This is a genomic window from Kribbella caucasensis (assembly GCF_004361855.1).
GTDB lineage: Bacteria > Actinomycetota > Actinomycetes > Propionibacteriales > Kribbellaceae > Kribbella > Kribbella caucasensis.
Genome location: NZ_SNWQ01000012.1, coordinates 216,506 through 242,709, shown reverse-complemented (window position 1 = coordinate 242,709; position 26,204 = coordinate 216,506). Strand labels below are relative to the sequence as shown.

The 26,204-nt window shown below is 68.8% G+C and carries 27 protein-coding genes; 12 read left to right on the top strand and 15 right to left on the bottom strand.

Translation table 11 applies throughout. From position 1 onward, the window contains the following. Positions 1–3 precede the first annotated feature (3 nt). The gene (locus tag EV643_RS24795; RefSeq protein WP_133802522.1) at positions 4–348 is read right to left on the bottom strand and encodes a winged helix-turn-helix transcriptional regulator; all 345 of its coding nucleotides are present in this window, start codon (positions 346–348) and stop codon (positions 4–6) included. A 52-nt stretch (positions 349–400) separates the two neighbouring features. On the opposite strand from EV643_RS24795, the gene EV643_RS24790 reads away from it, so the two are divergent. Then, positions 401–874: a luciferase domain-containing protein gene (locus EV643_RS24790; RefSeq protein WP_133802521.1), complete on the top strand. Its 474-nt coding sequence runs from the start codon at positions 401–403 to the stop codon at positions 872–874. Between the two features lie 188 nt (positions 875–1,062). Here the strand turns inward: EV643_RS24790 and EV643_RS24785 are convergent, their stop codons facing one another. Genes EV643_RS24785 through EV643_RS24760 form a run of 6 tightly spaced genes read right to left on the bottom strand, consistent with a single transcriptional unit; the run spans position 1,063 to position 5,791 of the window. After that, positions 1,063–1,980, bottom strand: coding sequence for a Ppx/GppA phosphatase family protein (locus EV643_RS24785; RefSeq protein WP_133802520.1), 918 nt, complete (start codon positions 1,978–1,980; stop codon positions 1,063–1,065). Beyond that, on the bottom strand, positions 1,973–2,455 hold the full coding sequence (locus tag EV643_RS24780; RefSeq protein WP_133802519.1) for a DUF501 domain-containing protein: 483 nt from the start codon (positions 2,453–2,455) through the stop codon (positions 1,973–1,975). The genes EV643_RS24785 and EV643_RS24780 overlap by 8 nt, the downstream gene beginning before the upstream one ends. Then, positions 2,452–3,063, bottom strand: a complete 612-nt coding sequence (locus EV643_RS24775; protein WP_133802518.1) for an FtsB family cell division protein — start codon at positions 3,061–3,063, stop codon at positions 2,452–2,454. The genes EV643_RS24780 and EV643_RS24775 overlap by 4 nt, the downstream gene beginning before the upstream one ends. Before the next feature lie 4 nt (positions 3,064–3,067). Continuing rightward, the gene (gene eno, locus EV643_RS24770) at positions 3,068–4,348 is read right to left on the bottom strand and encodes a phosphopyruvate hydratase (RefSeq protein ID WP_133802517.1); all 1,281 of its coding nucleotides are present in this window, start codon (positions 4,346–4,348) and stop codon (positions 3,068–3,070) included. 40 nt (positions 4,349–4,388) lie between these two features. Beyond that, on the bottom strand, positions 4,389–4,943 hold the full coding sequence (locus tag EV643_RS24765; protein ID WP_133802516.1) for an RNA 2'-phosphotransferase: 555 nt from the start codon (positions 4,941–4,943) through the stop codon (positions 4,389–4,391). Then, complete coding sequence (locus EV643_RS24760; protein ID WP_133802515.1) at positions 4,940–5,791, bottom strand: LysR family transcriptional regulator; 852 nt, start codon at positions 5,789–5,791, stop codon at positions 4,940–4,942. The genes EV643_RS24765 and EV643_RS24760 overlap by 4 nt, the downstream gene beginning before the upstream one ends. Positions 5,792–5,860: 69 nt before the next feature. On the opposite strand from EV643_RS24760, the gene EV643_RS24755 reads away from it, so the two are divergent. Genes EV643_RS24755 through EV643_RS24745 form a run of 3 tightly spaced genes read left to right on the top strand, consistent with a single transcriptional unit; the run spans position 5,861 to position 7,054 of the window. After that, positions 5,861–6,400, top strand: a complete 540-nt coding sequence (locus EV643_RS24755) for a hypothetical protein (protein WP_133802514.1) — start codon at positions 5,861–5,863, stop codon at positions 6,398–6,400. Next, complete coding sequence (locus EV643_RS24750; protein WP_133802513.1) at positions 6,393–6,626, top strand: hypothetical protein; 234 nt, start codon at positions 6,393–6,395, stop codon at positions 6,624–6,626. Before EV643_RS24755 ends, EV643_RS24750 begins: the two co-directional genes overlap by 8 nt. After that, complete coding sequence (locus EV643_RS24745) at positions 6,623–7,054, top strand: type II toxin-antitoxin system VapC family toxin (protein WP_133802512.1); 432 nt, start codon at positions 6,623–6,625, stop codon at positions 7,052–7,054. The genes EV643_RS24750 and EV643_RS24745 overlap by 4 nt, the downstream gene beginning before the upstream one ends. Before the next feature lie 3 nt (positions 7,055–7,057). Here the strand turns inward: EV643_RS24745 and EV643_RS46980 are convergent, their stop codons facing one another. The 5 genes from EV643_RS46980 to EV643_RS24720 are packed head-to-tail and all read right to left on the bottom strand — an operon-like array spanning position 7,058 to position 13,749. Then, positions 7,058–8,119 carry a nucleoside triphosphate pyrophosphohydrolase gene (locus tag EV643_RS46980; RefSeq protein ID WP_133802511.1) on the bottom strand — a complete coding sequence of 354 codons (1,062 nt, stop codon included), beginning with the start codon at positions 8,117–8,119 and terminating at the stop codon, positions 7,058–7,060. 34 nt (positions 8,120–8,153) lie between these two features. Beyond that, a complete protein-coding gene (locus EV643_RS24735; RefSeq protein ID WP_133802510.1) occupies positions 8,154–8,777 on the bottom strand; it encodes a SurA N-terminal domain-containing protein in 624 nt (207 codons plus the stop codon). Between the two features lie 25 nt (positions 8,778–8,802). Next, positions 8,803–12,462 carry a transcription-repair coupling factor gene (mfd, locus tag EV643_RS24730; RefSeq protein ID WP_133802509.1) on the bottom strand — a complete coding sequence of 1,220 codons (3,660 nt, stop codon included), beginning with the start codon at positions 12,460–12,462 and terminating at the stop codon, positions 8,803–8,805. Positions 12,463–12,475: 13 nt separating this feature from the next. After that, complete coding sequence (gene pth, locus EV643_RS24725; protein ID WP_133802508.1) at positions 12,476–13,051, bottom strand: aminoacyl-tRNA hydrolase; 576 nt, start codon at positions 13,049–13,051, stop codon at positions 12,476–12,478. Between the two features lie 50 nt (positions 13,052–13,101). Next, positions 13,102–13,749, bottom strand: a complete 648-nt coding sequence (locus tag EV643_RS24720; protein WP_133802507.1) for a 50S ribosomal protein L25/general stress protein Ctc — start codon at positions 13,747–13,749, stop codon at positions 13,102–13,104. 342 nt (positions 13,750–14,091) lie between these two features. On the opposite strand from EV643_RS24720, the gene EV643_RS24715 reads away from it, so the two are divergent. From EV643_RS24715 to EV643_RS24680, 8 genes are all read left to right on the top strand, one after another. Beyond that, complete coding sequence (locus EV643_RS24715; RefSeq protein ID WP_133802506.1) at positions 14,092–16,596, top strand: TIGR03773 family transporter-associated surface protein; 2,505 nt, start codon at positions 14,092–14,094, stop codon at positions 16,594–16,596. Beyond that, the gene (locus EV643_RS24710) at positions 16,593–18,143 is read left to right on the top strand and encodes an anchored repeat ABC transporter, substrate-binding protein (protein ID WP_370452353.1); all 1,551 of its coding nucleotides are present in this window, start codon (positions 16,593–16,595) and stop codon (positions 18,141–18,143) included. Before EV643_RS24715 ends, EV643_RS24710 begins: the two co-directional genes overlap by 4 nt. Then, complete coding sequence (locus tag EV643_RS24705; protein ID WP_133802504.1) at positions 18,140–18,982, top strand: TIGR03773 family transporter-associated surface protein; 843 nt, start codon at positions 18,140–18,142, stop codon at positions 18,980–18,982. The genes EV643_RS24710 and EV643_RS24705 overlap by 4 nt, the downstream gene beginning before the upstream one ends. Further along, on the top strand, positions 18,979–19,722 hold the full coding sequence (locus EV643_RS24700; protein WP_133802503.1) for an anchored repeat-type ABC transporter ATP-binding subunit: 744 nt from the start codon (positions 18,979–18,981) through the stop codon (positions 19,720–19,722). Before EV643_RS24705 ends, EV643_RS24700 begins: the two co-directional genes overlap by 4 nt. A 35-nt stretch (positions 19,723–19,757) precedes the next feature. After that, positions 19,758–20,585 carry an anchored repeat-type ABC transporter permease subunit gene (locus EV643_RS24695; RefSeq protein WP_133802581.1) on the top strand — a complete coding sequence of 276 codons (828 nt, stop codon included), beginning with the start codon at positions 19,758–19,760 and terminating at the stop codon, positions 20,583–20,585. An 11-nt stretch (positions 20,586–20,596) separates the two neighbouring features. Beyond that, positions 20,597–21,259, top strand: coding sequence for a choice-of-anchor M domain-containing protein (locus EV643_RS24690; RefSeq protein WP_133802502.1), 663 nt, complete (start codon positions 20,597–20,599; stop codon positions 21,257–21,259). After that, entirely contained in the window at positions 21,256–21,894 is a 639-nt protein-coding gene (locus tag EV643_RS24685) for a choice-of-anchor M domain-containing protein (RefSeq protein ID WP_133802501.1), read from the top strand. Before EV643_RS24690 ends, EV643_RS24685 begins: the two co-directional genes overlap by 4 nt. A 111-nt stretch (positions 21,895–22,005) precedes the next feature. Further along, positions 22,006–22,686, top strand: coding sequence for a hypothetical protein (locus EV643_RS24680; RefSeq protein WP_133802500.1), 681 nt, complete (start codon positions 22,006–22,008; stop codon positions 22,684–22,686). Here the strand turns inward: EV643_RS24680 and EV643_RS24675 are convergent, their stop codons facing one another. Genes EV643_RS24675 through EV643_RS24665 form a run of 3 tightly spaced genes read right to left on the bottom strand, consistent with a single transcriptional unit; the run spans position 22,687 to position 26,070 of the window. After that, positions 22,687–23,451 carry an NAD(P)-dependent oxidoreductase gene (locus EV643_RS24675; protein WP_133802499.1) on the bottom strand — a complete coding sequence of 255 codons (765 nt, stop codon included), beginning with the start codon at positions 23,449–23,451 and terminating at the stop codon, positions 22,687–22,689. It abuts the gene before it with no gap. Positions 23,452–23,479: 28 nt separating this feature from the next. Continuing rightward, positions 23,480–24,121 carry a response regulator gene (locus tag EV643_RS24670; RefSeq protein WP_133802498.1) on the bottom strand — a complete coding sequence of 214 codons (642 nt, stop codon included), beginning with the start codon at positions 24,119–24,121 and terminating at the stop codon, positions 23,480–23,482. After that, positions 24,109–26,070, bottom strand: coding sequence for a sensor histidine kinase (locus tag EV643_RS24665; RefSeq protein ID WP_133802497.1), 1,962 nt, complete (start codon positions 26,068–26,070; stop codon positions 24,109–24,111). The genes EV643_RS24670 and EV643_RS24665 overlap by 13 nt, the downstream gene beginning before the upstream one ends. Positions 26,071–26,204: the final 134 nt, after the last annotated feature.

The following is a 26,204-nucleotide window of genomic DNA, read 5'->3' as shown; positions in this document are numbered from 1 at the left end:
AGACTACGGCCCGTCATAGCGCTGGCGGGCAGCGGCGATCTGGTCGAGGTGACGGTCCGACCAAGCGGCGAGGGTCTGGAAGACCGGGGACAGGGTGCGGCCGAGTTCGGTCGTCTCGTACTCGACTCTGGGCGGCATCTCCGGGAAGTAGCTGCGCTCGACCAGGCCGTCGCGTTCGAGTTGGCGGAGCCGCTGGGTGAGCACCTTCGGACTGATCATCGGCAGCCGCTGCTGGAGTTCGGTGAACCGCATCCGCCCGTCGTTCGTCAGCACCCACAGCACATGCGTTGTCCAGCGACCGAAGACCACATCGACGACCGGGCCGATCGGGCAGGGATCCTCGGGCATCGCGCTACTTTCTGCTTGGTAACCACTATCCCCAGGATAGTAACGTCGAATCATGAAGCTTTCACCACGATCCGGACCGCCGCCACGGACGGGGCCGGCCATTCCGCATCAGCAGCTCGACCAGAACGCGCCGGTCGAGTTACAGGAGGAGCTCTGGCGGCGGATGAGTTCGCTGAGCGACATCACCACGGGACCTAGCGGGATCTCGTTCGCCGACACACGCGCGCTGCACCTGCGACCCGAATCGGCCCGGCCGGGAGCAGAGCGGTTCCTGATCGGCACGGAGTTCGCACACCTCCACGGTCCGGCCGACGGGAGTCTGCACGCGTGCCTTCCGTACGACGTGGTCGCGGAGGTGATCGAGAAGGGATGGGGCGAGTTGCACCCGGTCGCGCGGGACGGGCTCCGGCCGACCACGTTGGTGATGCTGTTCGGGCCGCGCGACCCGGACGAGCTGGAGATCATCTGGCAGCTCGTCCAGGTCAGCCACGACTTCGCGATCACCCCGGCGAGAAGCGACGCATAGCCCCGGCCGTAACCGCCAGGCGAGGGTGGTGGCGAGTCCCACCGGACCGGGCACACCGTCGGGCAGACCGGGGAGGGTTTTCGCCGCGACCGGGGGTGGGTTCTTGGCTCGGAGCCGCACATTTCCCTCCCCGAATCCGCTGGAAAGCTCGTGGCGCACCGCCATCGATCGAGGAAGGCGTCCGCGCCTCACGCTAGGGATAGTGCGACCCCGTCGAGGATGTCGTGCTCGGACGTGAGCACCTCGTCCACACCGAGCCGGTCGTACAGCCGCTGCAGGATCAGCGCGCCGGCGCCGATCACGTCCACGCGTCCCGGATGGATCACCGGTACTGCGGCCCGCTCGGCGCGTGTGGATCCCATCAGCCACGAGGTGGTCTCGCGCAGTACTGGTCCCGCGATGCGCGCGTGGTGGACGACGGCCCGGTCGTACTCCGTGAGACCGAGCGCGACCGCAGCCACAGTCGTCACGGTCCCGGCAACGCCGATCAGCGTGCGGGCCTCGGTCAGCGGGACGGATGTGTTGTCGAGCAAGGCGTCGATGTCCTTGATCGCGGCAGCCCACTCGTCGGTCGTCGCGGGGTCGGTGTGCAGGTGCCGCTCGGTCATCCGGACGGAACCCATGTCGAGCGACTCGGCCCTGAGCACTCCGGACTTGTCCCCCAGCACCAGCTCGGTCGACCCGCCGCCGATATCCGCGACGAGGTACGGCGCCGGGACGTCCATCGCCTCGAGGCCGGCCGTCGCTCCTACGAAACTGAGCGCGGCCTCCTCGTCGCCCGAGATGATGTCCGGCTCGACGCCGAACCTGGCCCGGATCCCGGCGAAGAACTCGTCCCGGTTGCTCACATCCCGAGCCGCCGACGTCGCCACAAACCGCACCCGGGTAGCGCCAGCCTGCGAAATCACCGCGGCAAAGTCATCTGAAGCTTTGAAGACCCGCTCCAACGCCTCAGCCGCGAAGGCACCGCTCTTGTCGACCCCTTGCCCGAGCCGCACGATCGTCATCCGCCGGTCGACCTCGCTCAGCCCGCCGGCATCAACGTCCGCAATCAGCAGGCGGATCGAGTTGGTCCCACAATCCACTGCGGCAACGCGCTCAGACACACGGACCTCGGCGGCCCCAGTCGTCCAGGGCTTCGAGGGCCTCGTCGCCCAGGGGGTTCACGCCGGGGCCGACGGCGAGGGAGTGGCCGGCCAGGACGTGCAGGCACTTGACTCGGGTGGGCATGCCGCCGGCGGTGATGCCGGCGATCTCCTCGACGTGCTCGATCGACTCGCGGTGGGCCAGGTAGGACTCGTGCGCCGCCTGGTACGCCTTGGCGAGCTCCTCGTCCGTACCGAGGCGGTCGGTCATTTCCTTCATCATCCCCTCGGCTTCGAGGGTCCCGATCGCCGACGCAAGCCGCGGGCACGTCACGTAGTACGTGGTGGGGAACGGGGTGCCGTCCGGCAGCCGCGGGTCGGTCTCGACCACGTCGGGGAGGCCGCAGCTGCATCGGTGCGCGACGGAACGGATACCGCGGGCGGTCCGGCCGAGCTGGGCACTGACCGCCGCGATGTCTTCGGGGCTGACGCTCAACGGCTGGCCTTCGGCGAGGGGGTGAGTATCGGCTTCGGGGTGGGTTTGGTGGGCGTCGGCTGGACCGGGGTGGGTGGTTTGCCGGCGCCTTCGACGCTGCCCCAGAGCTTGGTGTACCAGGTCGGCTTCTGTTCGTCCGCCTGGGCGTCGGCCGGGTCCGTCGGAGCGGGCGGGGCGCCGACCGGCTTGCCGTCCGCGCCGATCACCCGGTAGCCGACCTCGCCCGGCATCACCCAGCCGAGCCGCTGCCGCGCCTGCGCGCGCACGTACGCGTCGTCGTCCCAGCGGGTGATCTCGTCGTTCAGCTGCTCGACCCGCTTCTCCCGGTCCCGGATCTCCTGCTGCAGCGCGCTGATCTGCTGGTGCTGGTCGAACCAGACCCGCAGGCTCTGCGCATACGACACGATCAACGCGCCGAGCACCAGCAGGACCACGGCGGCCCGGCCGGTGAGGTTGCGCGAACCCCTGGTCCGCGGCGGCCGAGGCTGCTGCGGACCAGCGGTCCGTCGCTTGGGCTGGTTGCCGTCCCGCCGCGCCGGTGGACGCGACTGGGTCCGGCTCGACGGACGCGAGCCGGGACGTGCACCGGTATCCCGGCGGGACGGCATCCGGTCAGCCCTTGAACCGCGGGAAGGCCGAGCGACCGGCGTACCGGGCTGCCTCGTCGAGCTCCTCCTCGATCCGGAGCAACTGGTTGTACTTCGCGGTCCGGTCGGACCGGGCCGGGGCGCCGGACTTGATCTGGCCGCAGTTCGTCGCGACGGCCAGGTCGGCGATCGTGGTGTCCTCGGTCTCGCCGGACCGGTGCGACATCATGCAGGTGAAACCGTTGCGGTGGGCCAGGTCGACCGCGTCCAGGGTCTCGCTCAGCGAACCGATCTGGTTCACCTTGACCAGCAGCGAGTTCGCCGCCTTCTCGGTGATCCCGCGCTGCAGCCGCTCCACGTTGGTGACGAAGAGGTCGTCGCCGACGATCTGGATCTTGTCACCCAGCTGGGCGCTGAGGTTCTTCCAGCCGTCCCAGTCCTCCTCGTTCAGCGGGTCCTCGATCGAGACGATCGGGTACGCCGACACCAGGTCCGCGTAGTACGCGATCATCTCGTCGGCCGACTTCTTGCCGCCCTCGAAGGCGTACACACCGTCGGTGTGGAACTCGCTCGCGGCCACGTCCATGGCCAGCGCGATGTCCTTGCCCGCCTGCAGGCCGGCCTTCTCGATCGCGACCAGGATCAGGTCCAGCGCCTCGCGGTTGGTCGCCAGGTTCGGCGCGAAACCGCCCTCGTCACCGAGACCGGTGGACAGGCCGCGCTCCTTCAGCACCGCCTTCAGCGCGTGGTAGACACCGGCGCCCTGCATCACTGCCTCGGAGTACGTCGCCGCGCCGATCGGGGCGATCATGAACTCCTGCACGTCGACGTTGCTGTCCGCATGCGCGCCGCCGTTGAGGATGTTCATCATCGGCACCGGGAGCACGTGCGCGTTCGGGCCACCGACGTACCGGAACAACGGCAGGCCGGCGCTGTCGGCGGCCGCCTTGGCGACGGCGAGGCTGACGCCGAGGATGGCGTTCGCGCCCAGCTTGGCCTTGTTCGGGGTGCCGTCCAGGTCGAGCAGGGCCTGGTCGATCAGCCGCTGCTCGTGCACGTCGTAGCCGACGATCTCCTTGTCGATGTCCTCGAGGATCGCCTCGACGGCCTTCTGCACGCCCTTGCCGCCGTAGCGGGACTTGTCGCCGTCGCGGAGCTCGACGGCCTCGAACTGACCGGTGGAAGCGCCCGACGGCACTGCGGCCCGGGCGACGGTGTCGTCGTCGAGGAGAACCTCGACCTCGACAGTGGGGTTCCCGCGCGAGTCAAGGATCTCGCGGGCGCCGACGGCCTCGATGGTGGCCACATCTACTCCCAAGTTCTCGGATGACGGATCACTGCCGAGCCTAACGGCCAGACCAGCCGACCCGGTGGACCGCGTCACCCCACACGATCGCATCAGCCGGCACCTGCCGGGTCAGCAACACTCCGTTGGGCGCCTCGAACACGTCCAACTCGCCGGGATCGATCCGCAGCAGGACCTCCACCGCGGATCGCTTGCCCACCTTGCTGTCCTTGCTCGGCGCCAGATGGACATGGGTACGACGGCCCGGCAGCAACCCGTGCGCCTTGATTCCTTCGTACGCCGCTTGCGTCGTTCCGTGCCAGAGCGGACCGGCCGGTCTCACCCGACGCCAACTGTTCTCCAAAGCTTCACGCGTGACCGGCATCCCTTGCAGCGAATGCCCTTGGCACGCACGGATCCGCTGTCCGTCGACTTGCAGCCGGTTCTTGTCGTTGTGCTGAACCGCGCGATCCAGCGCCGGACGGTCGAGTTCGAGCAGCGCGCAGACGTCGTCGATCGCCGCCCAACCGTCTGCGGTCATCGCCAGCCCCTGGTCGCCGGCGCCGTGGCGGAGCAACCAGGACAGGCGTTTGCTGTCCCGTACGACGTCCTTCACAGCAACATTCTCTTCAACGCATCCAGCGGTTGATCGTCCGGCCGGTCTCTCCGAGTGATCAGGTAGTAACGCACCGGCGGCAGATCCTTCACCGGAACTGTTCGTACTGCGGACGTCGTGCGCACGGATCCGTTGACGACGGCCGGCCCGATCCCGAGCCGGACGAACTGCACCAGCAGATCCCAGCCCTCGGCCTCGACCGCGACGGACCAGCGCACGCCCTGATCGAGCAGAGCGCGTTCGAGTGCACGCCGATGCGGTCTCGTCTTCGGCGGAACGACCAGCGCCTCCCCGTCGAGATCCTTGAGCCGGACACTGCGCCGCCCGGCGAGGCGGTGACTCGGCCGGACCACGAGCACCTGCGGGTACTGCGCCAGCAACTCGCACTCCAGATCGTCCGGCGGGATCCCGAGCGCCGTCACCCCTACGTCGGCCGAGCCGTCCCGTATCGCGGCCACGGTCGCCGCCGCGTCCGTGGTGATCAGGCGAAGCTGGTGGCCTTTGCCGACGTACCGGCGGATCGCGTCGCCGAGGAGGTAGAGGTACGCACCCGAGCCGGCCGCCAGGACGAGTGGACGACGGGGCGCGAGGTCGAGTGTGGTGAGGAACGCCTCGGCGCGACGCCTGGTGTCGTTGGCGAACGCGGCCAGCTGCTCGCCGGTCTCGGTGAGCCGCAATTGCCTGCCGTGCCTGGTGTAGAGGGCCTTGCCCAGTCGCTGCTCGAGCTTGCGGATCCTCGTGTGCAGGGCGGGCTGGCTGACGTGCAGTTCCCCGGCGGCATGGGTGAAGTTGCGATGCGCGGCGAACACCGCGAACGCCTCGAGATCCTCCGCCACCAATCGATCCATTGACTGAAACTATAGCTAGTCTCTTTGTCGATAGTTCTGCTGATGAGTTTCCTATCGCAGGCTGGGACCATGGACAGACTGGGAATCGACATCGGACGAGTGATCATCGACGGATCCGCCGGGGGTGGGGACACGTCGTTCTTCCAGGGCGACACGGCCGCGATGCTCCGCACGCCCGCGGTGTCGGGTGCCTTCGAGACCATCACGCGGTTGGTCGAACTGTTCGACGGGCAGGCCTGGCTGGTGTCCAAATGTGGGCCGCGGGTGCAGCAGCGGTCGCTGGACTGGTTGCGGCATCACCGGTTCTTCGCGTCGACCGGGATACCCGAGGGGAATGTGCGGTTCTCCTTGCGGCGGCCGGACAAGGCGATCCACTGTGCGGAGCTGGGGATCACGCATTTCGTGGACGACAAACCCGATGTCCACGACGCGCTTGCGGGCGTCGTACGGCATCGGTATCTGTTCGGACCGCAGTCGTCCGCGCGGGTCCCGGACGGGGTTGTCGCGGCTGCGGATTGGGCGAGTGTCGAACGGTTGGTGCGGGCGACTCGTGGCACGATCGGGGTCGCCGTCGCGATCCCACCAGAGGTAGGATTGGTCCATGAGTGAGTCGGCGCATACGGACAAGCTGAGCGTCACCGTCCCATCGGAGGTGGCCGCCGAACTGCGATCGCGGGCAGGTCGCGGGAATGTCTCGGCCTACGTCACGGATGCGCTGATCAGACAGCTGGAACACGACCGGCTCGGAGACCTGCTGACCGAGTTGGCGGATGTCCATGGCCCCGTCACAGAAGAAGAGCTCGCGAGAGCTCGTGCGGAGTGGCCCGGCCGGTGAGCCCACGCAAGCGGCCACGTTCAGCCCCACAGGGCACCCTGGTGCTGGACAACGAAGGCCTCTCACGCGCCGCAACAGACCGCGCGATGTACATCCGGCTACAAGCCGCGTACGCCGATGGGCGGCGCGTGGTGACCTCGGCGGCGATCCTGGCCGAAGCCTTCCGCGGCGTATCGCGCGACGCGGGAATCTACCGGGTTCTTGGTGGGGTGGCTGTCGAGCCGGTGTCCCGGGCCATCGGCGAATGCGCCGGCCAGCTCATCGGCGAGGCGAGGCTGGGATCCGGCCAAGCAGTCGACGCGATTCTGGCGGCCACTGCCCTGCAGGAGGCCGGACCGGTCGTGATCGCAACCTCCGACCTGGCCGATCTCACCGCTCTGATCGGAGACCATCAAGGCATCTCCGTCGTGGCAGCCGACCAGGTCTGACGGTTAGGTGCCGTTGGACTCGGCGGTGCGGATTTGGGTGGCTAGGCGGCGGGTGGCGTCGCGGAGGGCTTGTTCGGGGTCGACGCCGGAGTCGCGGGCCTCGCGGACGAGAGTCAGCAGGCGTTCGCCGATTTCGTGCTCGCTGCGGGGCTTGGCGTCGGAGGGGGACGCCAGGTCGGTGTCGATCTCGGACTCGGGGGGCGTCGCGGTGGTGCCGGGAATCGGCTCGCGGGGGAGGATCTTGGCCGCACGACCCAGGACTTTGTCGGCCAGGGCCAGGGCGGGGAGGTTCTGGGGGATGCCTTCGAGGACCGACGTGCGTTGTTTTTCGGCGGCCTTGATGGTTTCCCAGTTGGCCTCGACCGTGGCCACGTCCGCCGCGTCGACGGTGCCGAAGACGTGGGGGTGGCGGCGGATGAGTTTCTCGACGATGTCGGCGGCCACGTCGTCGATCGAGAAACCGTCCCCATCGGCGGCCCCGTCGATGGGTTCATCGGCAATGGCTTCCTCGGCGATTCGGGAGTGGAAGGCTACCTGGAGGAGTAGGTCGCCTAGTTCTTCGCGGAGGTGGGCTTGGTCGCCGGTGTCGATCGCTTCGAGGGTTTCGTAGGTTTCCTCGAGGAGGTAGCGCGCCAGGGAACGGTGGGTCTGCTCCTGGTCCCAGGGGCAGTTGCGGCGGAGGCGGTCCATCACCCGGACCAGGTCGATCAGGCGGGCGCCCGGTACGTCGTACGAGCCGTGCAGGATCTCGATCTCGTACTCCGGGCGTGGTTCGCGGCTGAGGTGGTCGGCGATCAGCCGGAGCAACACGGGTTCGCCGTCCTCGCCGACGAGCCAGGCGACCTTGCGTCCGTCCTCGGCCGCCGTGACCAGCCAGGACCACGCGGCCGAGGGACCACCCTCGATCGTCGTCACCACCAGCCCGGAACCGACGACGGCCTGGACGGTCGGGCTCTCGACACCCGCGGCGGCGCCGATCAGCTCGGCCTGATCGAGCGCCTGCCACCCGGCTCGGGTCAGCAGCCCCGGTGCGACCCGCGGGCTGGTGAGAACGACCTTGATCAAAAGCCCAGTCCCGTCAGCGGTGTCGGTTGAGCCCTCAGCCCTGCGGCTGGCCCTGTTGCTGCTGCTCCTGGGCCTCGCGCTTCGCCTTGGCCTGGGCGGACTCCTGCGACAGCGAGCCGGACACCTTGCCGTCGATGGCGCCGTCGGTCCACTTCCCGAACCGCGGGGCGATGTCCACGGTGATGTTCTTCGAGGCGTCCCGGATCGCCACGAGCCCGGCCCGCTGGGCCTGCTGCCCATTCGGGTCGCTGATCCCAGTGCCGCCGCCCAGCTTGATGGTGCCGACCGCGGCCTTCGCCACGTCGCGCAGGAACGCGTTCGCGACCGGGTCCTTGGTGAACCGCTCGTACGTCGTCTGGTCGCCGACCACGGCCTTCATCGCGGGCGCGATCTCCGCCTCGGTGACGGTGATCGAGCGCTGGTCGGCGATCTGCTGGACCAGGGCGCTGTTCACCAGTTCGCGCAGCGTCACGTTGGTGCTGAACGGCTGGCCGAGCGCGGTGCTGACGGACCGGGTGGTCTCGTCGACATCGCTCACGGTGATCTCCGTCTTGCCCACCACGGCCGCCGCACCCGGGTGGGTGCCCGCGGCACAACCGCCCAGCACCAGCACCGAAGCCAGCGCCACGCCGGTCACCTTGGCGAGGGTTCTGCTCAACGGACTCTCCTCCAGCTGGAACTCATCAGGCCGGCGCCCCCACGGGCTCGGCGATCACATCGTCGATCAGTCTGGTGCACCACTCCAGCAGCTCGGTGTCGCGGAGCGGCTGACCGGCGACCGGCCGGGTGGCAGGTCTCGGCACCAGGATCGTACGCAGTTGCGGTTTGACCAGACTCTTCGGGTACAGCCTGTTCAGCCGCAGCACCTTCGAATCCGGCAGCATAACCGGCCCGAACCGGATCAGGTTGCCCTGCAGAGTGACGTCACTCAGCCCGGCTTGGCGAGCGTGGTTGCGGAACTTCGCGACCTCGATCAGGTTCAGCACCGGCTGCGGGATGTCGCCGTACCGGTCGTGCAGTTCCTCGACCAACTCGGCAATGTTTGATACCTTCCCCGCCCCACCGCCCCGGTCGCCGTCCTCGTCGCGCACGGCCGCGAGCCGCTGGTACATCTCCAGCCGGAGCCGCTGCGACGGGATGTAGTCGTGCGGCAGGTGCGCGTCGATCGGCAGTTCGATCTTGACCTCCGGCTCCTCCGCCTGGGTGTCACCCCGGTACTCCGCGACGGCTTCGCCGACGAGCCGGACGTACAGGTCGAACCCGACATCGGCGATGTGGCCGGACTGTTCACCGCCGAGCAGGTTGCCCGCGCCGCGGATCTCCAGGTCCTTCATCGCGACCTGCATACCGGCGCCGAGGTCGGCGTGCTGTGCGATGGTGGCGAGCCGGTCGTGCGCGGTCTCGGTGAGCGGCTTCTCCGGCGGGAAGAAGAAGTACGCGTAGGCGCGCTCCCGACCCCGGCCGACGCGGCCGCGGAGCTGGTGCAGCTGGGACAGGCCGAGCAGGTCGGACCGCTCCACGATCAGGGTGTTCGCGTTCGAGATGTCGATCCCGGACTCGACGATCGTGGTACAGACGATGACGTCGGACTGCTTCTCCCAGAAGCCCTGGATGACCTGCTCGAGGTGATGCTCGGGCATCTGGCCGTGCGCGACCGAAACCCGGGCCTCGGGGACGAGCTGACGGATCCGGGCGGCCGCCTTCTCGATCGTGTTGACCCGGTTGTGGACGAAGAAGACCTGGCCCTCGCGGAGCAGTTCACGCCGGATCGCGGCGGTCACCTGGCCCTCGTCGTACGCGCCGACGAAGGTCAGCACCGGGTGGCGTTCCTCCGGCGGGGTGGCGATCGTCGACATCTCCCGGATCCCGGTGATCGACATCTCCAGCGTCCGCGGGATCGGGGTCGCGGACATGGTCAGTACGTCGACCGCGGTCCGCAGCCGCTTCAGCTGTTCCTTGTGCTCGACGCCGAACCGCTGCTCCTCGTCGACGATCACCAGCCCGAGATCCTTGAACTGCACCTCGCCGCTGAGCAACCGGTGGGTGCCGATCACCACGTCGACCGAACCGTCCGCGAGCCCGTCGAGCGCGGACTTCGCCTCCTTGTCGGTCTGGAACCGCGACAACGGCGCCACGTTCACCGGGAAGGCGGCGTACCGCTCGGCGAAGGTCGCGTAGTGCTGCTGAACCAGCAACGTGGTCGGCACCAGAACCGCGGCCTGCTTGCCGTCCTGGACCGCCTTGAAGGCAGCCCGGACGGCGATCTCGGTCTTCCCGTAGCCGACGTCACCGCAGACGATCCGGTCCATCGGCGTGACCCGCTCCATGTCGCGTTTCACGTCGTCGATCGTGGCCAGCTGGTCCGGCGTCTCGACGAACGGGAACGCGTCCTCGAGCTCGCTCTGCCACGGGGTGTCCTTGGCGAACGCGTGCCCCTTGGTCGCCTGCCGCGCGGCGTACAGCTTGATCAGCTCGCCGGCGATCTGGCGGACGGCCTTGCGGGCGCGGCCCTTGCGCTTGGCCCAGTCGCCGCCACCCATCTTGTCGAGGGTGGGCTGCTCGCCGCCGACGTACCGGGTGACCTGGTCGAGCTGGTCGGTCGGCACGTACAACCGGTCGCCGGGCTGGCCGCGCTTGCTCGGCGCGAACTCGATCACGACGTACTCGCGGGTGGTCTTCTGCGCGCCGGTGCCGACGGTCCGCTGCATCATCTCGACGTACCGGCCGACGCCGTGCTGCTCGTGCACGACGTAGTCGCCCGGGCCGAGCTCCAACGGGTCGATCGTCTTCTTCCGGCGGCTCGGCATCCGTTGCTGGGAACGCCGTTCGGCCATCGTTCGCTGGCCGACCAGGTCGTTCTCGGTGAGCACCGCGAACTTGATGCCGTCGGCAATGAACCCCTGCTCCAGCGCGCCCTGCGAGATCAGTACGACGCCCGGTTCGGGGATCGCCTCGATCGCGTCGACCGCCCGGGCCGGCAGCTCCGCCTCGGCGAACACCTCGGCCAGCCGCTGGGCCGGACCGTGTCCCTCGGTCACGCAGACCACGCGCCAGCCGTCGCGCAGCCAGCCGCGAACGTCCTCGACGGCGGCGGCGGTCTCACCGCGGTACGGGTTCACCTCGTGCGCCGCGACCGCCCTGCTCCGCACCGCACCCGCGTCGGTGTCGATCTCGAACGACACCCGCTCGCCCATCGAGTCCCGCAGCTCCGGCGCATCGGTCGGAGCCGCCGCGAACGGCGAGAAGCTCCACCAGGCCAGGCCCTGGTCCAGCGCGTGCGTACGGACGTCCGCAAGCGAGATGTACGCCGCCGCGCCCAGGTCGATCGGCGCCTGGCCACCACCGGCCGCGGCCGCCCAGGACGCCTCCAGGAACTCCTGGCTCGTCGCGACCAGGTCGTGCGCCCGGGCCCGGACCCGCTCGGGATCGCTGACCACGACATGCGTCCCGGCCGGCATCAGGTCGACCAGCAACTCCATGTCGTCGACCAGGACGGGCGCGAGCGACTCCATCCCCTCGACCGCGTGTCCCTCGGCGAGTTTCTCGAACAACTCGGCCAGTTCAGGGTGTTCCTTGGCCAGTACTCCGGCCCGCGAGCGCACCTCGTCGGTCAGCAGCAACTCCCGGCACGGAGGCGCCCACAGACCGTGCTGGGCGATCTCCAGGGACCGCTGGTCGGCGACCGCGAAGTACCGGACCTCCTCCACCTCGTCGCCGAAGAAGTCGACCCGCAGCGGGTGCTCCTCGGTCGGCGGGAAGACGTCGATGATGCCGCCCCGGACGGCGAACTCCCCGCGCCGCTCGACCAGATCCACCCGGTGATAGGCGGCCCCGGAGAGCCGCTCGACCACGTCGTCGAGCTCCATGGTGTCGCCGACGTGCAGCTGAACCGGTTTGAGGTCGGCCAGCCCGGCGACCTGGGGCTGCAGCACGGATCGCACGGGGGCGACCAGGATCTTGATCGGCCCGGTGGTCTCGTCCGACGGATCCGGGTGCACCAGGCGCCGCAGTACGGCGAGGCGACGGCCGACCGTGTCGGACCGGGGCGAAAGGCGCTCGTGCGGCAGGGTCTCCCAGGCCGGGTAGTAGGCGACCGTGCCGGGCTCGACCAGGCACTGCAGCGCCTCGGTGAGTTCCTCGGCCTCACGGAAGGTCGCGGTCACCGCGAGCACCGGGCGGTCCGCGCCGTTCCGGGCGGCGGCGAGTGCGGCGAGCAGCACCGGCCGGATCGGTCCGGGCGCGCTCAGGTCGAGCGTCGTGACGTCCTCGCCGCGAGCGTCACGAACGGCCTCGGCGACCACCGGATCGGTGAGCAGGGTGTCGACCAGACCGGCCAGTTTCACGAGTTGTCCAACCTCACGAGTTGTACTTGCCTTGGGTGACTTCGAGGCCGTCGGCCAGCAGCGACTCCACCGCGTCGGCGGTGCGGTCGACCGCGAACGGCAGATCCTTGCGTTCGGTCGAGGAGAACTCGTTCAGCACGAAATCGGCGGGATTCTGCCGGCCCGGCGGACGGCCCACACCGAACCGGATTCGATAGTAGTCGCCGGTGCCAAGTGATTTACGGATCGACTTCAGCCCGTTGTGGCCGTTGTCGCCACCGCCGAACTTGGCCCGCAGGGTGCCGAAGTCGATGTCCAGCTCGTCGTGCACGACCACCAGTGTGGCGGGTGTGACCTTGAAGAACTTCAGCAGCCCCGACACCGGGCCGCCGGACTCGTTCATGTACGACCTGGGCTTGGCCAGTACCGCCCGGATCCCGCCGATCCGGGTCTCGATCACCTCGGCCCGGACCTGCTTGTGCTGCTTGAAGTTACCGCCGGTCCGGGCGGCCAGTTCGTCGGCGACCAGGTGACCGACGTTGTGCCGGGTCTTGGCATAGGAAGGGCCGGGATTCCCCAGCCCGACGACCAACCACACGTCGTCCGCCACCGGATCCCGGCCCCTTCCCTACCTAGCGCTTGAGGCTTGCTTGACGATGGTCACTCCGCCGCGGCGCCGACCGGCTCCTCGGCCGGCTCAGCGACCGGCGCGGTCTCGCCGCTCGCCTCGGCGGTGGCCTCGGCCAGCTCGGCCTCGACCTGCTCGGCGGTCTGGGCCGCGGTCACGTTCACGATCAGGGTGTCCGGCTCGATCGCCAGCGTCGTACCGACCGGCAGCTTGATGTCCGAGGCGTGGATCTGGGCGCCGGCGTCGAGGCCCTCGATCGACACGGTCACACCGTCCGGAATGTGGGTCGCCTCGGCCTCGACCAGGATGGTGGCGTGCTCGGTGACGACCAGGGTGTCGCTGACCGCCTCGCCCTCGAGGTGAACGGCGATCTCGACCTGGACCTTCTCACCGCGCTTCACGATGACCAGGTCGACGTGCTCGATGGTGCCCTTGAGCGGGTCGCGCTGGACCTGCTTCGGCAGCGCCAGCAGGCTCTCGCTGCCCTCGACCTCGATCAGCAACAGGGCGTTGGCGGTCTTCAGGGCGAGCATGGTGTCGTGACCGGGCAGCGTGATGTGCACCGGGTCCGTGCCGTGGCCGTACAGAACGGCTGGCACCTTGTTGTCCCGGCGGATTCGGCGGGCAGCACCCTTGCCGAACTCCGTGCGCGACTCGGCTTGGATCTTGACCTCGGCCACGAGCTGAACTCCCTCAAGCGTTGCGGTGATCTGTTGTCTAGGGGTGGAACCGGTTGCCGGCCTCAGCGGGCACGTCTTGACTCCCTGATGGGGTCAGGCAACGAACCACCGCGTCGATCACGGAGCCGCGCCCGCCAGGCCGTGAGGCTTTGTCCGGGGGGCGTCCCTCGCCGAGGCAACCAAAACAGTCTACCCACCACCCCGCTCAGACGGGAAATCCGGTCTGGGGACCTGGTGGCCGCCAGGGACCGTCACGACTTTTCGGCACCGCGCGGCGGTATTCGAGGCGTCACAAATTTGAGTTAATGAAAATGATTGTCGGTTCAGCTAAGGTGCCGTGCTGTGACCGCCACTCACGTTGAATTTCGTCGCGTCCTGCTGCCCTTCGCCGCCCTCCTGCTGCTGATTCCCTGGGCCGTGTCCTCGTACTCCGAGGCCGCCGCGCCGACCCCAGAGGTACTGCGGGCTGTGCACACCGATGCATTGCACACGACGTACGACGGGTCGGCGCTGAAGCTGAACACCCGGATCGGGAACTCCGGGGAGTACCGCGAGGCGGACCCGGCCGGGTTGATCTTCAACCTGGAGGACAAGGGGTCGGCCAAGGTCGAACTGCCGGATGCGCCGGCGTTCGCGTTCCTGGGAGCGCCGGGTGAGTTCGTCTGGATCGCGCCGGAGTCGCAGGATCCGGAGCTGATCTGGCCGGGGTGGGACACGGAGACTCTTCCGGCGGGTGCGTTCCGGGACGACGTTGTCGAGCTGACGCTGCTGGGGAGTCAGGGGCCGGGGAACGTCGAGGTGTTCTTCAACTACGACGAGTTCACCGGGGCTGTGCCGCGGTTGTTCAGTTCGGTGGATCCGGGGATCAGAACGCTGCGGCAGCCGCTCGGGCGGCATGTGCATGCGAACTGGGCGTTCACGAAGCTGGGGACGTACAAGCTGACGTTCGAGGCGGCGGCGACCACGGCGGCCGGCGTACGGGTGTCGTCGGGGCCGGTTGTGTACACGTTCGTAGTCGGGCCTTATGAGCCGCCGACTCCCCCGACCACCACGCCCCCTACGTCCCCGCCCACGTCTCCTCCGACGACACCACCGACCAGTCCGCCAACGACCCCGCCCACCACATCGCCGACGACCCCACCGACGACCCAGCCCACCACGCCGCCTTCTACTCCGCCGAGCACTCCTCCGCCGGCTTGTGTGAGTGCGGTGCTGGGGGTCGGCCATGTGGATGTCGCGGCGCGGACGGTGAACGGGCGGCTGCGGTTCCAGGTGAAGGACGGGACCGGCGGAGCTGTGGTCTGGCGTGATCCGGGGACTGTTGCGTTCCACGTGCGGCCGTCGGCGGATGAGCGGGTGCCGGACTCGGCGGCGTACAGGTTTCTCGGGGCTGCCGGGGCGACGGTCTGGCAGATCCCGCAGACGCAGGCTGAGGACCTGTTGTGGGCGGGCTGGAACACCGAGTCGGTGGACTACGCGGCGTTGTCGGGTCCGGTGAAGTGGTCGCTGGACAAGGTGCAGGGGCCGGGGAAGGCAGCGGTCTACCAGTTCGACCAGTTCGGTGGGCCGCTGGTCTCGTTCGACAGTGGGAAGGCGCTGCCGCAGGCGATCACGCTGGCGGAGCCGACGCACGCACACGGGAACTGGGCGTTCACCAAGCAGGGCATCTACAAGCTCACCTTCACGTACTCGGCGACGACCAAGACTGGTCAGCGGCTGAGAGACACCGCGACCCTGCCGGTGGCAGTCGGCGCGACGGACCTCGCCGCGCTCTGCCCGAGCGGACCGCCGCCCACCACTCCCCCGGTCTCCACTCCACCAGCCACTCCACCGACTACCCAGCCCACAAGCACACCGAGCAGCCCGGGTCAGCCGACCACCGTCCCCACGCCCACTGGTGATGCGCCAACTAACTCGGCGACGACCCAGCCGATTGGCACCACGCCGACTCTGCGTCCGTGCGTGGTCACGTCCACACCGTCGGCGACCTCCTCGACGGCTGCCGCATCGTCGACGCCTTCACCAGCGGCGACCACATCGGCGCCGGCCGGTACGACGTTGAGCTCGGGGCACGCGGATTACGCCGTACGGCTGGAAGGTGGATCGCTGGTGTCGCGGATCAAGGACGGGACGAGGGCCGGGTCGTTGGTCTGGCGTGATCCGTTGCGAGTGGTGGTGCGGTTGACGGATGCGGCGAAGACGACGGCGCCGGGTGGGGCGTTCGGGTTCCTCGGTGCGGCTGGTTCGCCGTTGTGGCAGATACCGCAGACGCAGAAGGACGGGGTGGTCTGGCTCGGCTGGAACACCGAGGAGCTGTCGGCCGCGCAGGTCTCCGGCGGCGTCGACTGGAAGCTCGAGAAGGTCGACGGTCCCGGCCGGTTGGCGATCTTCGAGTTCGACTCCTTCGGCCAGCCCAAGGTCCTCTTCGACAGCGGCGACGGTCTGCCCGACACCTACCGCATCCCCCTCGGCACCCACGCCCACGGCAACTGGTCCTTCACCAAACCCGGCACCTACAAGGTCCGCTTCACCCACACCGCAACCCTCACCACCGGCCAACAATCCACCGACACAGCAACCCTCACCTTCGAGGTCGGCAGCACGTCCCCAAGCGGCGGCGGCGCGCCCGCAGCCGCCCCGCTCGCAGGTGACATTGCCGCAGCCGCGCCCGCCGCGGGTGGGTGCCGGTTGGCGACGACCGGTGGGTCGGCTGGGCTGGGGTGGGTCGCGGGTGGTGTCTTGCTGGTCATCCTCGGGACCGTGCTGCTGGTTGTCGTTCGGCGGCGTGCGGTCGCGCGGCCGGCTGGCGTGCAGTCCTCGGACCAGGAGTCCGGGGGTGCGGCGTGAGGCGCGGTGGGCGGGTGATTGGTGCGGCGGTTGCGTTCGCACTACTGGCTGGGTGTTCGGGAGCGAGCAGCGCTTCCGGTGGGAAGTTGAATGTGGTGGCGACTACCGAGATCTTGGCTGATCTGGCGCAGCGGGTTGGTGGGGATCGGGTGGCTGCGTCGTCGCTGGTGCCCGCGGGTGGGGATCCGCATTCGTATGAGCCGACGCCGGCGGATGCGAAGCGAGTCGCCAAGGCGGATGTGACGTTCACGAATCATCTGCTGCTCGAACCGCAGTCGTTGATCAAAACGATCGACTCGAACGCCCCCGAAGGCACCCCGAACGTGTCGCTGGCGGAGGCGGCCGAGTCGTACGGCGCACACGTGATCCCGCTGGTGGAGAACATCGGGCTGGACGTGCTCTGGCTCGGCCTGCGGGTCCGCGGTACCGGCAAGGAGCGCGGCGCGACCCGGACCTCCTCGGTCCAGCTGACCGCGACCAAGCTCGACGGCCCCGGCCAGCTCGTCGCGTACCTGACCGAGTCGCTCGGCCAGCCGGATCGGTACTTCGACTCCACCGACGGCCTCGGACCGCAGGACAGTACGACGCTCCCGCCGGCCGCGCACACGCATCTCAACTGGGCGTTCACCAAACCCGGGATCTACCACCTGACTCTCACCGGAGCCCTCGATATCGGTGGCGGCAAACCACTGCAGCCGCTCGGCACGGGCACGTTCACCTTCGCCGTCGGGGTCGACCCGCACACGGTCAAACCGGCCGCCGGCGGGACCGCGACCGTCCTCGACGACGGGCACACCGACCTCACGGTCGACCTCGACAGCGGCCGGCTCACCGCATACTCCGATGCCAAGAAGATCGGCGCCGCCCAGTCCGAAGTACCGGCCGGGCAGGTCGTCATCGACGTACCGAACAAGGCGCTGGCGACGGTTCCGGACGATCCGCGGTTCGCGTTCCTCGGCAAACCTGGCGCGCAGATCCATCAGCTTCCGCAGGCGGTTCTCGGCAAGCACGTGCACGGCGAGATCGATCCGCACCTGTGGGAGGACGTCGCGAACGCGAAGGCCTACGTGCAGTTGATGCGAGACACGTTGATCAGCGCGGATCCCGACGGCGAACAGGTGTACCGCGACAACTCCGCGAACTACCTCCGCGAGCTCGATGAACTCGATACCTACGTCCGCACCGAGCTGGCCACGATCCCCACCGATCGACGCCAGCTGATCACCACCCACGACGCGTTCGGCTACCTCGCCTCGGCGTACGGGATGACGATCGCCGGGTTCGTCGTACCCAACCCCGCCCAGGAGCCGAGTGTGGAGCAGGTCCGCAAACTGTCCGAGACGATCCGCAACCTCAAGGTCCCCGCGGTCTTCGTCGAACCGAACCTGGCCCAGCGCGCCTCCGTCCTCACCCAGGTCGCGAAGGACCAGAACGTGCGGGTCTGCTCGCTGTACGGCGACTCGTTCGATGAGCACGCGCAGTCGTATGTCGCGATGATGCGGCACAACGCCGACGAGCTGAAACGCTGCCTCGGGGAGACCCGATGAAGCCCTTACGCACGATCCTCGGTACTACGCTCCTGCTCCCAACCGCCACCGTTCTACCGGCCACCGCCGATGCGCAATCGGTGCCACCGGCAACCAACAGCGTGATCGCGGACGGGCATGTCGACCTCGGACCCCGCTTCGTCGACGGCAAGTGGACCATCCAGCTCCGCGACGACACCGTCGACCCGGCCGTCTGGCGACCGCTGGAGGACGTCGTAATCCAGGCCAACAGCAAGTCGAAGGTCGCGGTACCGGCCGATCCCGCCTACGCGTTCCTCGGCAAGGCCGGGCAGCCGGTGTGGGTGATTCCCCAGGTCCAGCAGGCCGGCGTGGTGTGGCCGGGCTGGAACACGCAGGACCCGCAGGTCGCGTCCCGCGTCGACCGGGAGGTCACCTGGTCGCTCGAAGGCGTCCAGGGACCGGGCACGTTCACGCTGTTCCTGAACTCGGACTTCGGCAAGCCCGCACCCGTGTTCGACAGCCGCAAACCGTTCCCGCAGCAGACCGGTATCGACGTCAACACCCATGTACACGGCAACTGGACTTTCGATGCCCAGGGCACCTATCTGCTCAACGTCGCGATGACCGCGAAACTCACCGACGGCACCTCCGTCACCGACCGCCGCACCCTCCGCCTGTACGCCGGCGACGGCGACCCCCGAACCGCCCTCGCCGCGACCGCGACCCCGTCGGCAACACCGAGCGCAACGGCCGGAGCAACCATCCCGGCGGCCGACGACAACATCCCGACCTGGTGGATCGCGACAGGAGCCGGTGCTGTCGTCCTGCTCGGCGCAGTCGCTCTGATCATCCGCCGGACCAGAAGGACCACCCCATGAGCCTGCAGGTCGACGCGATCTCGGTCGAACTCGGCGGCCGGCTCGTTCTCCACGACGTCGACCTCACCGTCGACGCCTCCGAACAAGTCGGTCTCATCGGCCCCAACGGCGCCGGCAAGACCACCCTGCTCCGCTCGCTCCTCGGCCTGCTCCCCCTCCGCTCCGGCGCCATCACCATCAACGGCCGTACGCCGGCCGAAGCGCGCGGCACCATCGGCTACGTCCCCCAGCGGCACGAGTTCGTCTGGGACTACCCCGTCGACGTCCGCACCGCCGCGATGACCGGCCGTACCCACCACATCGGCTGGCTCCGCCGACCTCGCAAGGCCGACCACGCCGCCATCGACCAAGCCCTCGAACGCGTCGACCTCACCGACCTGGCCCGCCGCCCGATCGGCGAACTGTCCGGCGGCCAACGCCAACGAGTCCTGGTCGCCCGCGCGCTCGCAGTACAGCCGAAGCTCCTCCTTCTCGACGAGCCCTTCACCGGACTCGACGTACTGACCCAGGAGATCCTCACCCGCCTCTTCAAAAACCTGACCGCCGAAGGCACCGCGATTCTGATGACCACCCACGACCTCCCCGCGGCCGCCGACACCTGCAGCCGGCTCTGCCTGCTCAACGAGACCGTCGTCGCCGATGGCCCACCGGACGAACTCCGCGACCCGGCCGTGTGGTTGCGCGCGTTCGGGGTCGCCCGGTCCGAGCAACTCCTGCACAGCCTGGGGGTGACCCGGTGATCGAGTTCTTCACCGAACCCTGGCAGCACGTGTTCATGCAGCGCGCGTTCCTGGTCGTCCTGATGTCCGGCGTCGTCTGCGGCGTGATCGGCAGCCACGTCGCCCTGCGCGGGATGGCGTTCATCGGCGACGCCGTCGCGCACGCGGTCTTCCCCGGGATCGCGATCGCGTTCGCCCTGCAGACCAGCCTGGTGGTCGGCGGCATCGTCGCCGGTCTCGTCACCGCCCTCGCGATCGCCGTGGTCTCGCAGAACCGCCGGCTCAAGGAGGACACCGTGATCGGGGTCTTCTTCGCCGCCGCCTTCGGACTCGGCATCGTGGTGATGAGCACCGCCCCCGGGTACGGCGGATCGCTGGAGTCGTTCCTCTTCGGCTCGGTACTCGGGATCGGCAGCGCCGACGTCATCACCGTCGCGATCGCGGGAGCGGTCCTGCTGCTGACAACCGGCGTCCTGCACAAGGAGTTCGTCACCATCGGCCTCGACCGCGAGACCGCCCGCGCCGTCGGCCTGCCGATCTTCTGGCTCGACATGGCCATGTACGCGATGGTCACGATCGCGATCGTCATCTCGATCCAGGCCGTCGGCAACATCCTCGTCCTCGCCCTGCTGATCACCCCGGCCGCCTGCGCCCGGCTGCTGACCGACCGGATCGGCCGGATGATGCTGATCGCCCCGGCGATCGGCGCCCTGTCCGGCCTCACCGGCCTCTATCTGTCCTACGCGTTCAACCTCGCCGCCGGTGGGCTGATCGTGCTCACCGCGACCGCGGTGTTCGTCGCCTGCTGGGTGTTCGCGCCCCGGCACGGCCTGCTCAGCCACCGTCGCAAGATCGCGACGGCCGCACTTCCCGCCCGCCCTTGAAAGGAACAACAATGCGCAAGCGTTATCGCGTGGCGCTGCCCGCCGCGGCAGTCCTCGCCCTGTCCGGTCTCACCCTGTCCGGTCTCGGCCTGCCGGCCCAGGCCGCACCCTGTGTCGTCCTCGATCAGGGTCATGTCGACGTGATCGGGATCGCCTTCGAGAACGGCGCGTTCGACCTGCATGTCCACGATGAGGAGAACGCCGCCGAGTACGCGCCCGACGAGGTGCAACTAGTGGCGAAGCCCGGCTCCGAGATCGCGGTGCCCGACGACCCGCAGTACGGGTTCCTCGGTGCCGCGGGCGATCCGGTCTGGGTTCTGCCGCAGGTGCAGAACCCCGACTTGCTCTGGCCCGGGATCGGCGCCGAGGAGGTCGAGCCCGGCGTCTTCAGCGGTGACGCATTGAAGGTCGACATCGTCGGCGCCAGCGGTCCGGCCGACGTCAGCATCTTCACCACCGACGCGTTCGGGGCGCCGACCGTACTGGTCGACAGCGGTGACGGTCTGCCGGACCGGATCAACACCTCGGCCGGCGGTCATCTGCACGCCAACTGGGCGTTCGAGGCGCCCGGGACCTACAAGCTCAAGGTGCGGGTCAGCGGAACGCTGGCCGCCACCGGCGAGAACGTGACTTCTCCGATCGCAACCTACGTCTTCAAGGTGGTCAGCGCATGAAAGCCAAGTTGATTGGTGGCACCGCTGCCGCCGTACTGATGACCCTGCTCTCGGTCTCGCCCGCGTACGCCGTGACGACCATCTCGTCCGGCCACGTGGACGCCATCGATGTCGACTGGACCGGATCCGCGCTCACCCTGGATCTCAAGGACAGCACCGTTACCCCCGCGGTCGATCGTGACCCGGCGGACGTCGTACTGAACGCCGTGTCCGCCAGCAAGACCACGGTGCCCTCGAGTTCGGCGTACTCGTTCCTCGGGACGCCGGGGTCGCCGGTGTGGATCCTGCCGCAGACCCAGAACGCCAGCATCGTCTGGCCTGGGTTCAACACCGAAGGCGTGCCGTCGGGTGCGCTGCAGGGCAACAGCGTGACCTTGAGGCTGATGTCGGCCACCGGACCCGCTGACGTGAACGTGTACACGACCAGCGCGCTCGGCACGCCGACGATCTGGTTCAACAGCGGCGACGGCCTGCCCGACACCCGGGCGCTCGCCATCAACACCCACGCCCACGCCAACTGGGCCTTCGAGGCCGCGGGCACCTACACCCTCACCTTCGAAACCACCGCCACCACCTCTTCCGGCACCGCGGTCACCACCGGCCAGAAGACGTACACCTTCACCGTCCAGCCCTAACCCGCCCACTTTGGGCACCCGCCGGCCAGGAATTGTCGCCCCAAACGGCCGATGGGTGCCCAAAGTCGCTGAATCCATCGGGTGGCCCGGCTGGTCCGTTAGGTTCGGGGGGTGTTTGCGACCAGCCTGATCATCGGCATGTTGATGCTGGCGGTGCCCGCCGCGGCGTTGATCGCGTTGATCGTGTGGCTGGTCAAGCGGCGGCAGGAGTTCCTCCGCAAGCGGGCGTACGAGGCCGCGCAGTGCGGGTGGTATCCGGCTCCGCCCAACCCGTGGCTGGTCGGGGCCGCCGCGAACCTGTGGAAGCGCGGCCGGCCGGGCGAGATGGTGGCCGGCGACTTCCGCGGTCGCGGGATGTGCGCGCTGGACTACACCTACGAGACGACCTCGTCCGGTACAGATGGCCAGACAACGACGACCACGCACCACGTGCACCTCGTCGCCCTGAACCTGCCGGTCGCGCTGCCGCCGTTGACGGTGACAGCCGACTCGAAGCTCAAGCGGTTCTTCGGCGGCCGCGACCTGGAGCTGGAGAACCAGACCTTCAACGACGCCTTCCGGATCAGCTGCGCCGACAACCGGTACGCCTCGGCCGTGATCCACCCACGGATGATGGAGTGGCTCCTCTACAACCCCGGTCTGGAGTGGCAACTCTCCGGCAACGCCCTGATCTCCTGGGGCACCGGCCCGTACGTCGTGCCCGACACGCTGGCCCGGCTGGAGGCGATGGCCGGCGTCATCGACCGAATCCCACCCTTCGTCCTCCGCGACTACGGCCAGGCGACGTACTGACTAGCGGCTGAGCCTGGTCCAGACCTGGCGCAGGCCGCGGGCCGCGTCGCCTTCGAGGCCGGCGGCGTCGAGCGTCTCGGCCAGTTCGTCGAACTCGGGCCCCCACCGCCAAGCCACGCTCGTCAGCGTCTCGGGCAGCTGCGGATCCGTCAGCGACCCGGCGTCCTGCCGGACCTGCTGAGCCGTCAGCGCCTCGGTCACCCCGTGCTTCTCGGCCAGCTGGAACGCCAGCACCGCCAACGCGGCCTTGCCCTTGTTGTAGAGCGCGTACGCCGACTTGGCCGCGCTCGCCGCACCCGGCTCGGCCCCGACGACCATCGGGGTGACGGCCGTCCCGGCCCACAGGTCGGCGGCCTGCTGCGCCGCCGCACCGGACAGCATCAGATGCGTCGGGCTGGAACCACCCTTCGGCGGCGGCCCGACCACCCCCGCGTCGGTGAAGGTTGCCTTGGGCAACGCCTCCTGCGCCTGCGCGAGCGACTTCGGCGACAGCGGGTTCGCCTCGATGTACAACCCGGCGAACCCCTCCCGGCCGACCTGCTCGGCGATCTCCACCGCACCCTGCGGCGCACACGAGCACAACACGACCTCGGCCTCCCGCACCGCGTCCGCGAACGGCGTCCCGATCAGCCCGGCCTCCTCAGCCCGCCGCACAGACGCCGTACTGCGGCCTTCCGGCACCCAGTGCACCTCGTGTCCGGCGCCGACCAGTTGAGCCGCGAGCTGCGACCCCATCGCCCCCGGGTGGAACACAGCGATCCGCATGTCAACGCATCCGATCGTCGAGAAGATGTCAGTGCTGACCAAGATAGGTCAGGACGGCGAGCACCCGCCGGTGCTGTTCGTCGTTCGAGAGCAGCCCGAGTTTGGCCAGGATGCTGCCGACGTGGGTCTCGACGGTCCGCTCGGTCAGATACAACCGGCGGCTGATCCCGATGTTGGTGCAGCCCTCAGCCATCAGCGCGAGCACCTCGCGTTCGCGCGGCGTCAACGCAGCCAGCCGGTCCTCGGCCCGGGACTGCCCGATCAGCCGGCCGACCACCTCGGGATCCAGCGCCGATCCGCCGGCCGCGACCCGATCCAGCGCGTCCAGGAACTCCTCGACCGCCAGCACCCGGTCCTTCAGCAGGTACCCGAACCGCCCGGTGCTCACGAGTTCGACCGAGTGCCGGGTCTCGACGTGCTGGGACAGCAGCACGATGCCCAACGACGGATACAGCTCCCGCAACCGGCGGGCCGCCCGCGCGCCGTCGTCGGTCCCGTCCGGCGGCATCCGGATGTCGATCACCGCGAGATCAGGCGTGGTCTCGTCGACGACGGTCATCAACCGCACCGCGTCACCGGCCAGGCCGACGATCTCGTGCCCGGCATCGGCGAGCAAATGGGCCAGCCCTTCACGGAACAACGCCGAATCCTCGCCGATCACGATGCGCACGGCAGCACCGCCTCGATCGTCGTACCACGGCCCGCCGGACTGTCCATCGACAGCGATCCACCGACAGCGGCGACCCGATCGGCCAGACCCGCGAGCCCCGAGCCGGGACGCGGCCGCGCACCACCACACCCGTCGTCCTCGATCCGGATCCTGATCTCGATCGACGACCGCGCCACCCGTACTGCGATCGAGGTCGCGTTCGAGTACTTCGCCGCGTTCGTGACCGCCTCGGCCGCGACGAAGTACGCCGTCGTCGCCAACTCCTCGGGCAGTTCGTCGGATGGGATCTGCAACCGGACCGGGATCGGCAGGGTCTGGGTGATCGCGGTCAGGGCCGCGTGCAGTCCGTCGTCCAGACTGGTCGGGCGCAGGCCGTGGGCGATCTGCCGGAGCTCGGCGATCGCGGTGGTGAGCTCGGCGACGCCTTGGTCGAGCAGCCGGTTCACGTCGATCGTGCCGTCGCCGAGATGCCGTTGCGCCAGCCGCATCGCCATGCCCAGCGAGACGAGTCGCTGCTGAGCTCCGTCGTGCAGATCGCGTTCGAGCCGTCTGCGTTCGGCGTCGCCGGCCTGGACCAACCTCGTCCGGCTCGCCTCGACCTCCCGGAGTGCACCGGCCAATTCCGCTCGCAACCGCGTCACCTCGACCAGGCTGGCCGCCCCCGCGGCGACCGCCTTCAGCACGGCCGGACCAGTCGCTGACGCCAGTACGCCGATCTGCGTGCCACCGAGCATCACCGGGACCAGTTGCGGCCCGACGACCGGCGTACCGGTGGCGTCGACGAAACCGCTCGCTCCCGGGACCAGTAGTCCGACGCGGAGGTCCGGGTCGCGGAGTGCGGTGCGCAGAGCGTTCTCGAGTTCCTCGGGCTGGGCCTGTTCGGTGTGGATCCGGCGTTGGAGGTCCTCGATCGCCAGCAGCGCCGCCCGACGGGGCGGATACAACCGGCGATCGACGACCCGCTGCAGACGAGACCGCAGCGGCGCGAGGATCAACGCGCACACCGCAGTCGCCGCGGCGGCCACGACAGCCGAGTCGCGACCGAGTACGACGCCCAACGACACCGCGGCGACCGCGTACGTTCCGAGCAGAACGACCATCACGATCCCGTAGGTGACCGTGTCGGCCAGCACCCGGTCCACGTCGTACAGGTCGTGCCGGAGCATCGCCACACCCACCGACGCCGGCAGGCTGACCAGGGCCGCGACGCCGAACACCGTCGCGACGATGCCGGTGTCACCTGTGACGACGATCTCGGCCAGGCAGACGAACGGGTAGAGCACGGCGGCCACTCCGGCCAGTGACAACCACTTCAGCTGGGCCCGGACGCGACCGGTCGCGCGGCGATAGCGCCGTACGACGTAGTAGGCAGAGACAAGCAGGAGACCGAGCATCGCGAAGAAGACGACCTCGCTGACGATCCGGAGGGGCAGCGGCAGCGGTTCGTACGGTCGGGGCAGGTCCTGCAAGGGTTCGAGGAACGGTGTCGAGGCAAACGCTCCGAACGCCTGCTGCACGATCCCGAGCAGCACCAACGTCAACGGGAGCCAGCGAGGGCTCGTGAGGCGGCCGTCCGGGAAGTAGAGCAACAGCAGGCCGACGGCGACGAGCATCCACCAGCCACTTTCGTCGAACCAGGCGACCACTCGGCTGTCCAGTGGCAGTGTGCCCGGTTCGGTGACGACGATGCTGAAGTAGACGTCCCGGGAGGTCAGGAACAGGCCGATGGTGCCGATCCAGGTGAGCAGCGCACCGACCGGATTGCGTGGCTCCCGGCGGCTGATCACCAGGCCGAGCAGGGCGATGCCGGTGCCGACGACGGCCAGGCCGATGAAGTTTCGGGCCGTGCCGGGCTCGGTGCGGTGGGCAATGAGCAGCCAGGTGGTGCCCGCCAGCATCGCCGGAACGAGCAGGAAGGTACCGACCGCGACCCACCGTGGCCACCGCATGTCGCCACTGTAAGTGCGGCCGCCCTGATCGGGGCTCCGAGCCAGCACGGAGATGGCGCTCCGTGCCCGCTCCGATGTGTGACTACCACCGCTGGCGGTTCGCTGAGGTGTCAGTTCTCAACCGGGGAGGGTTC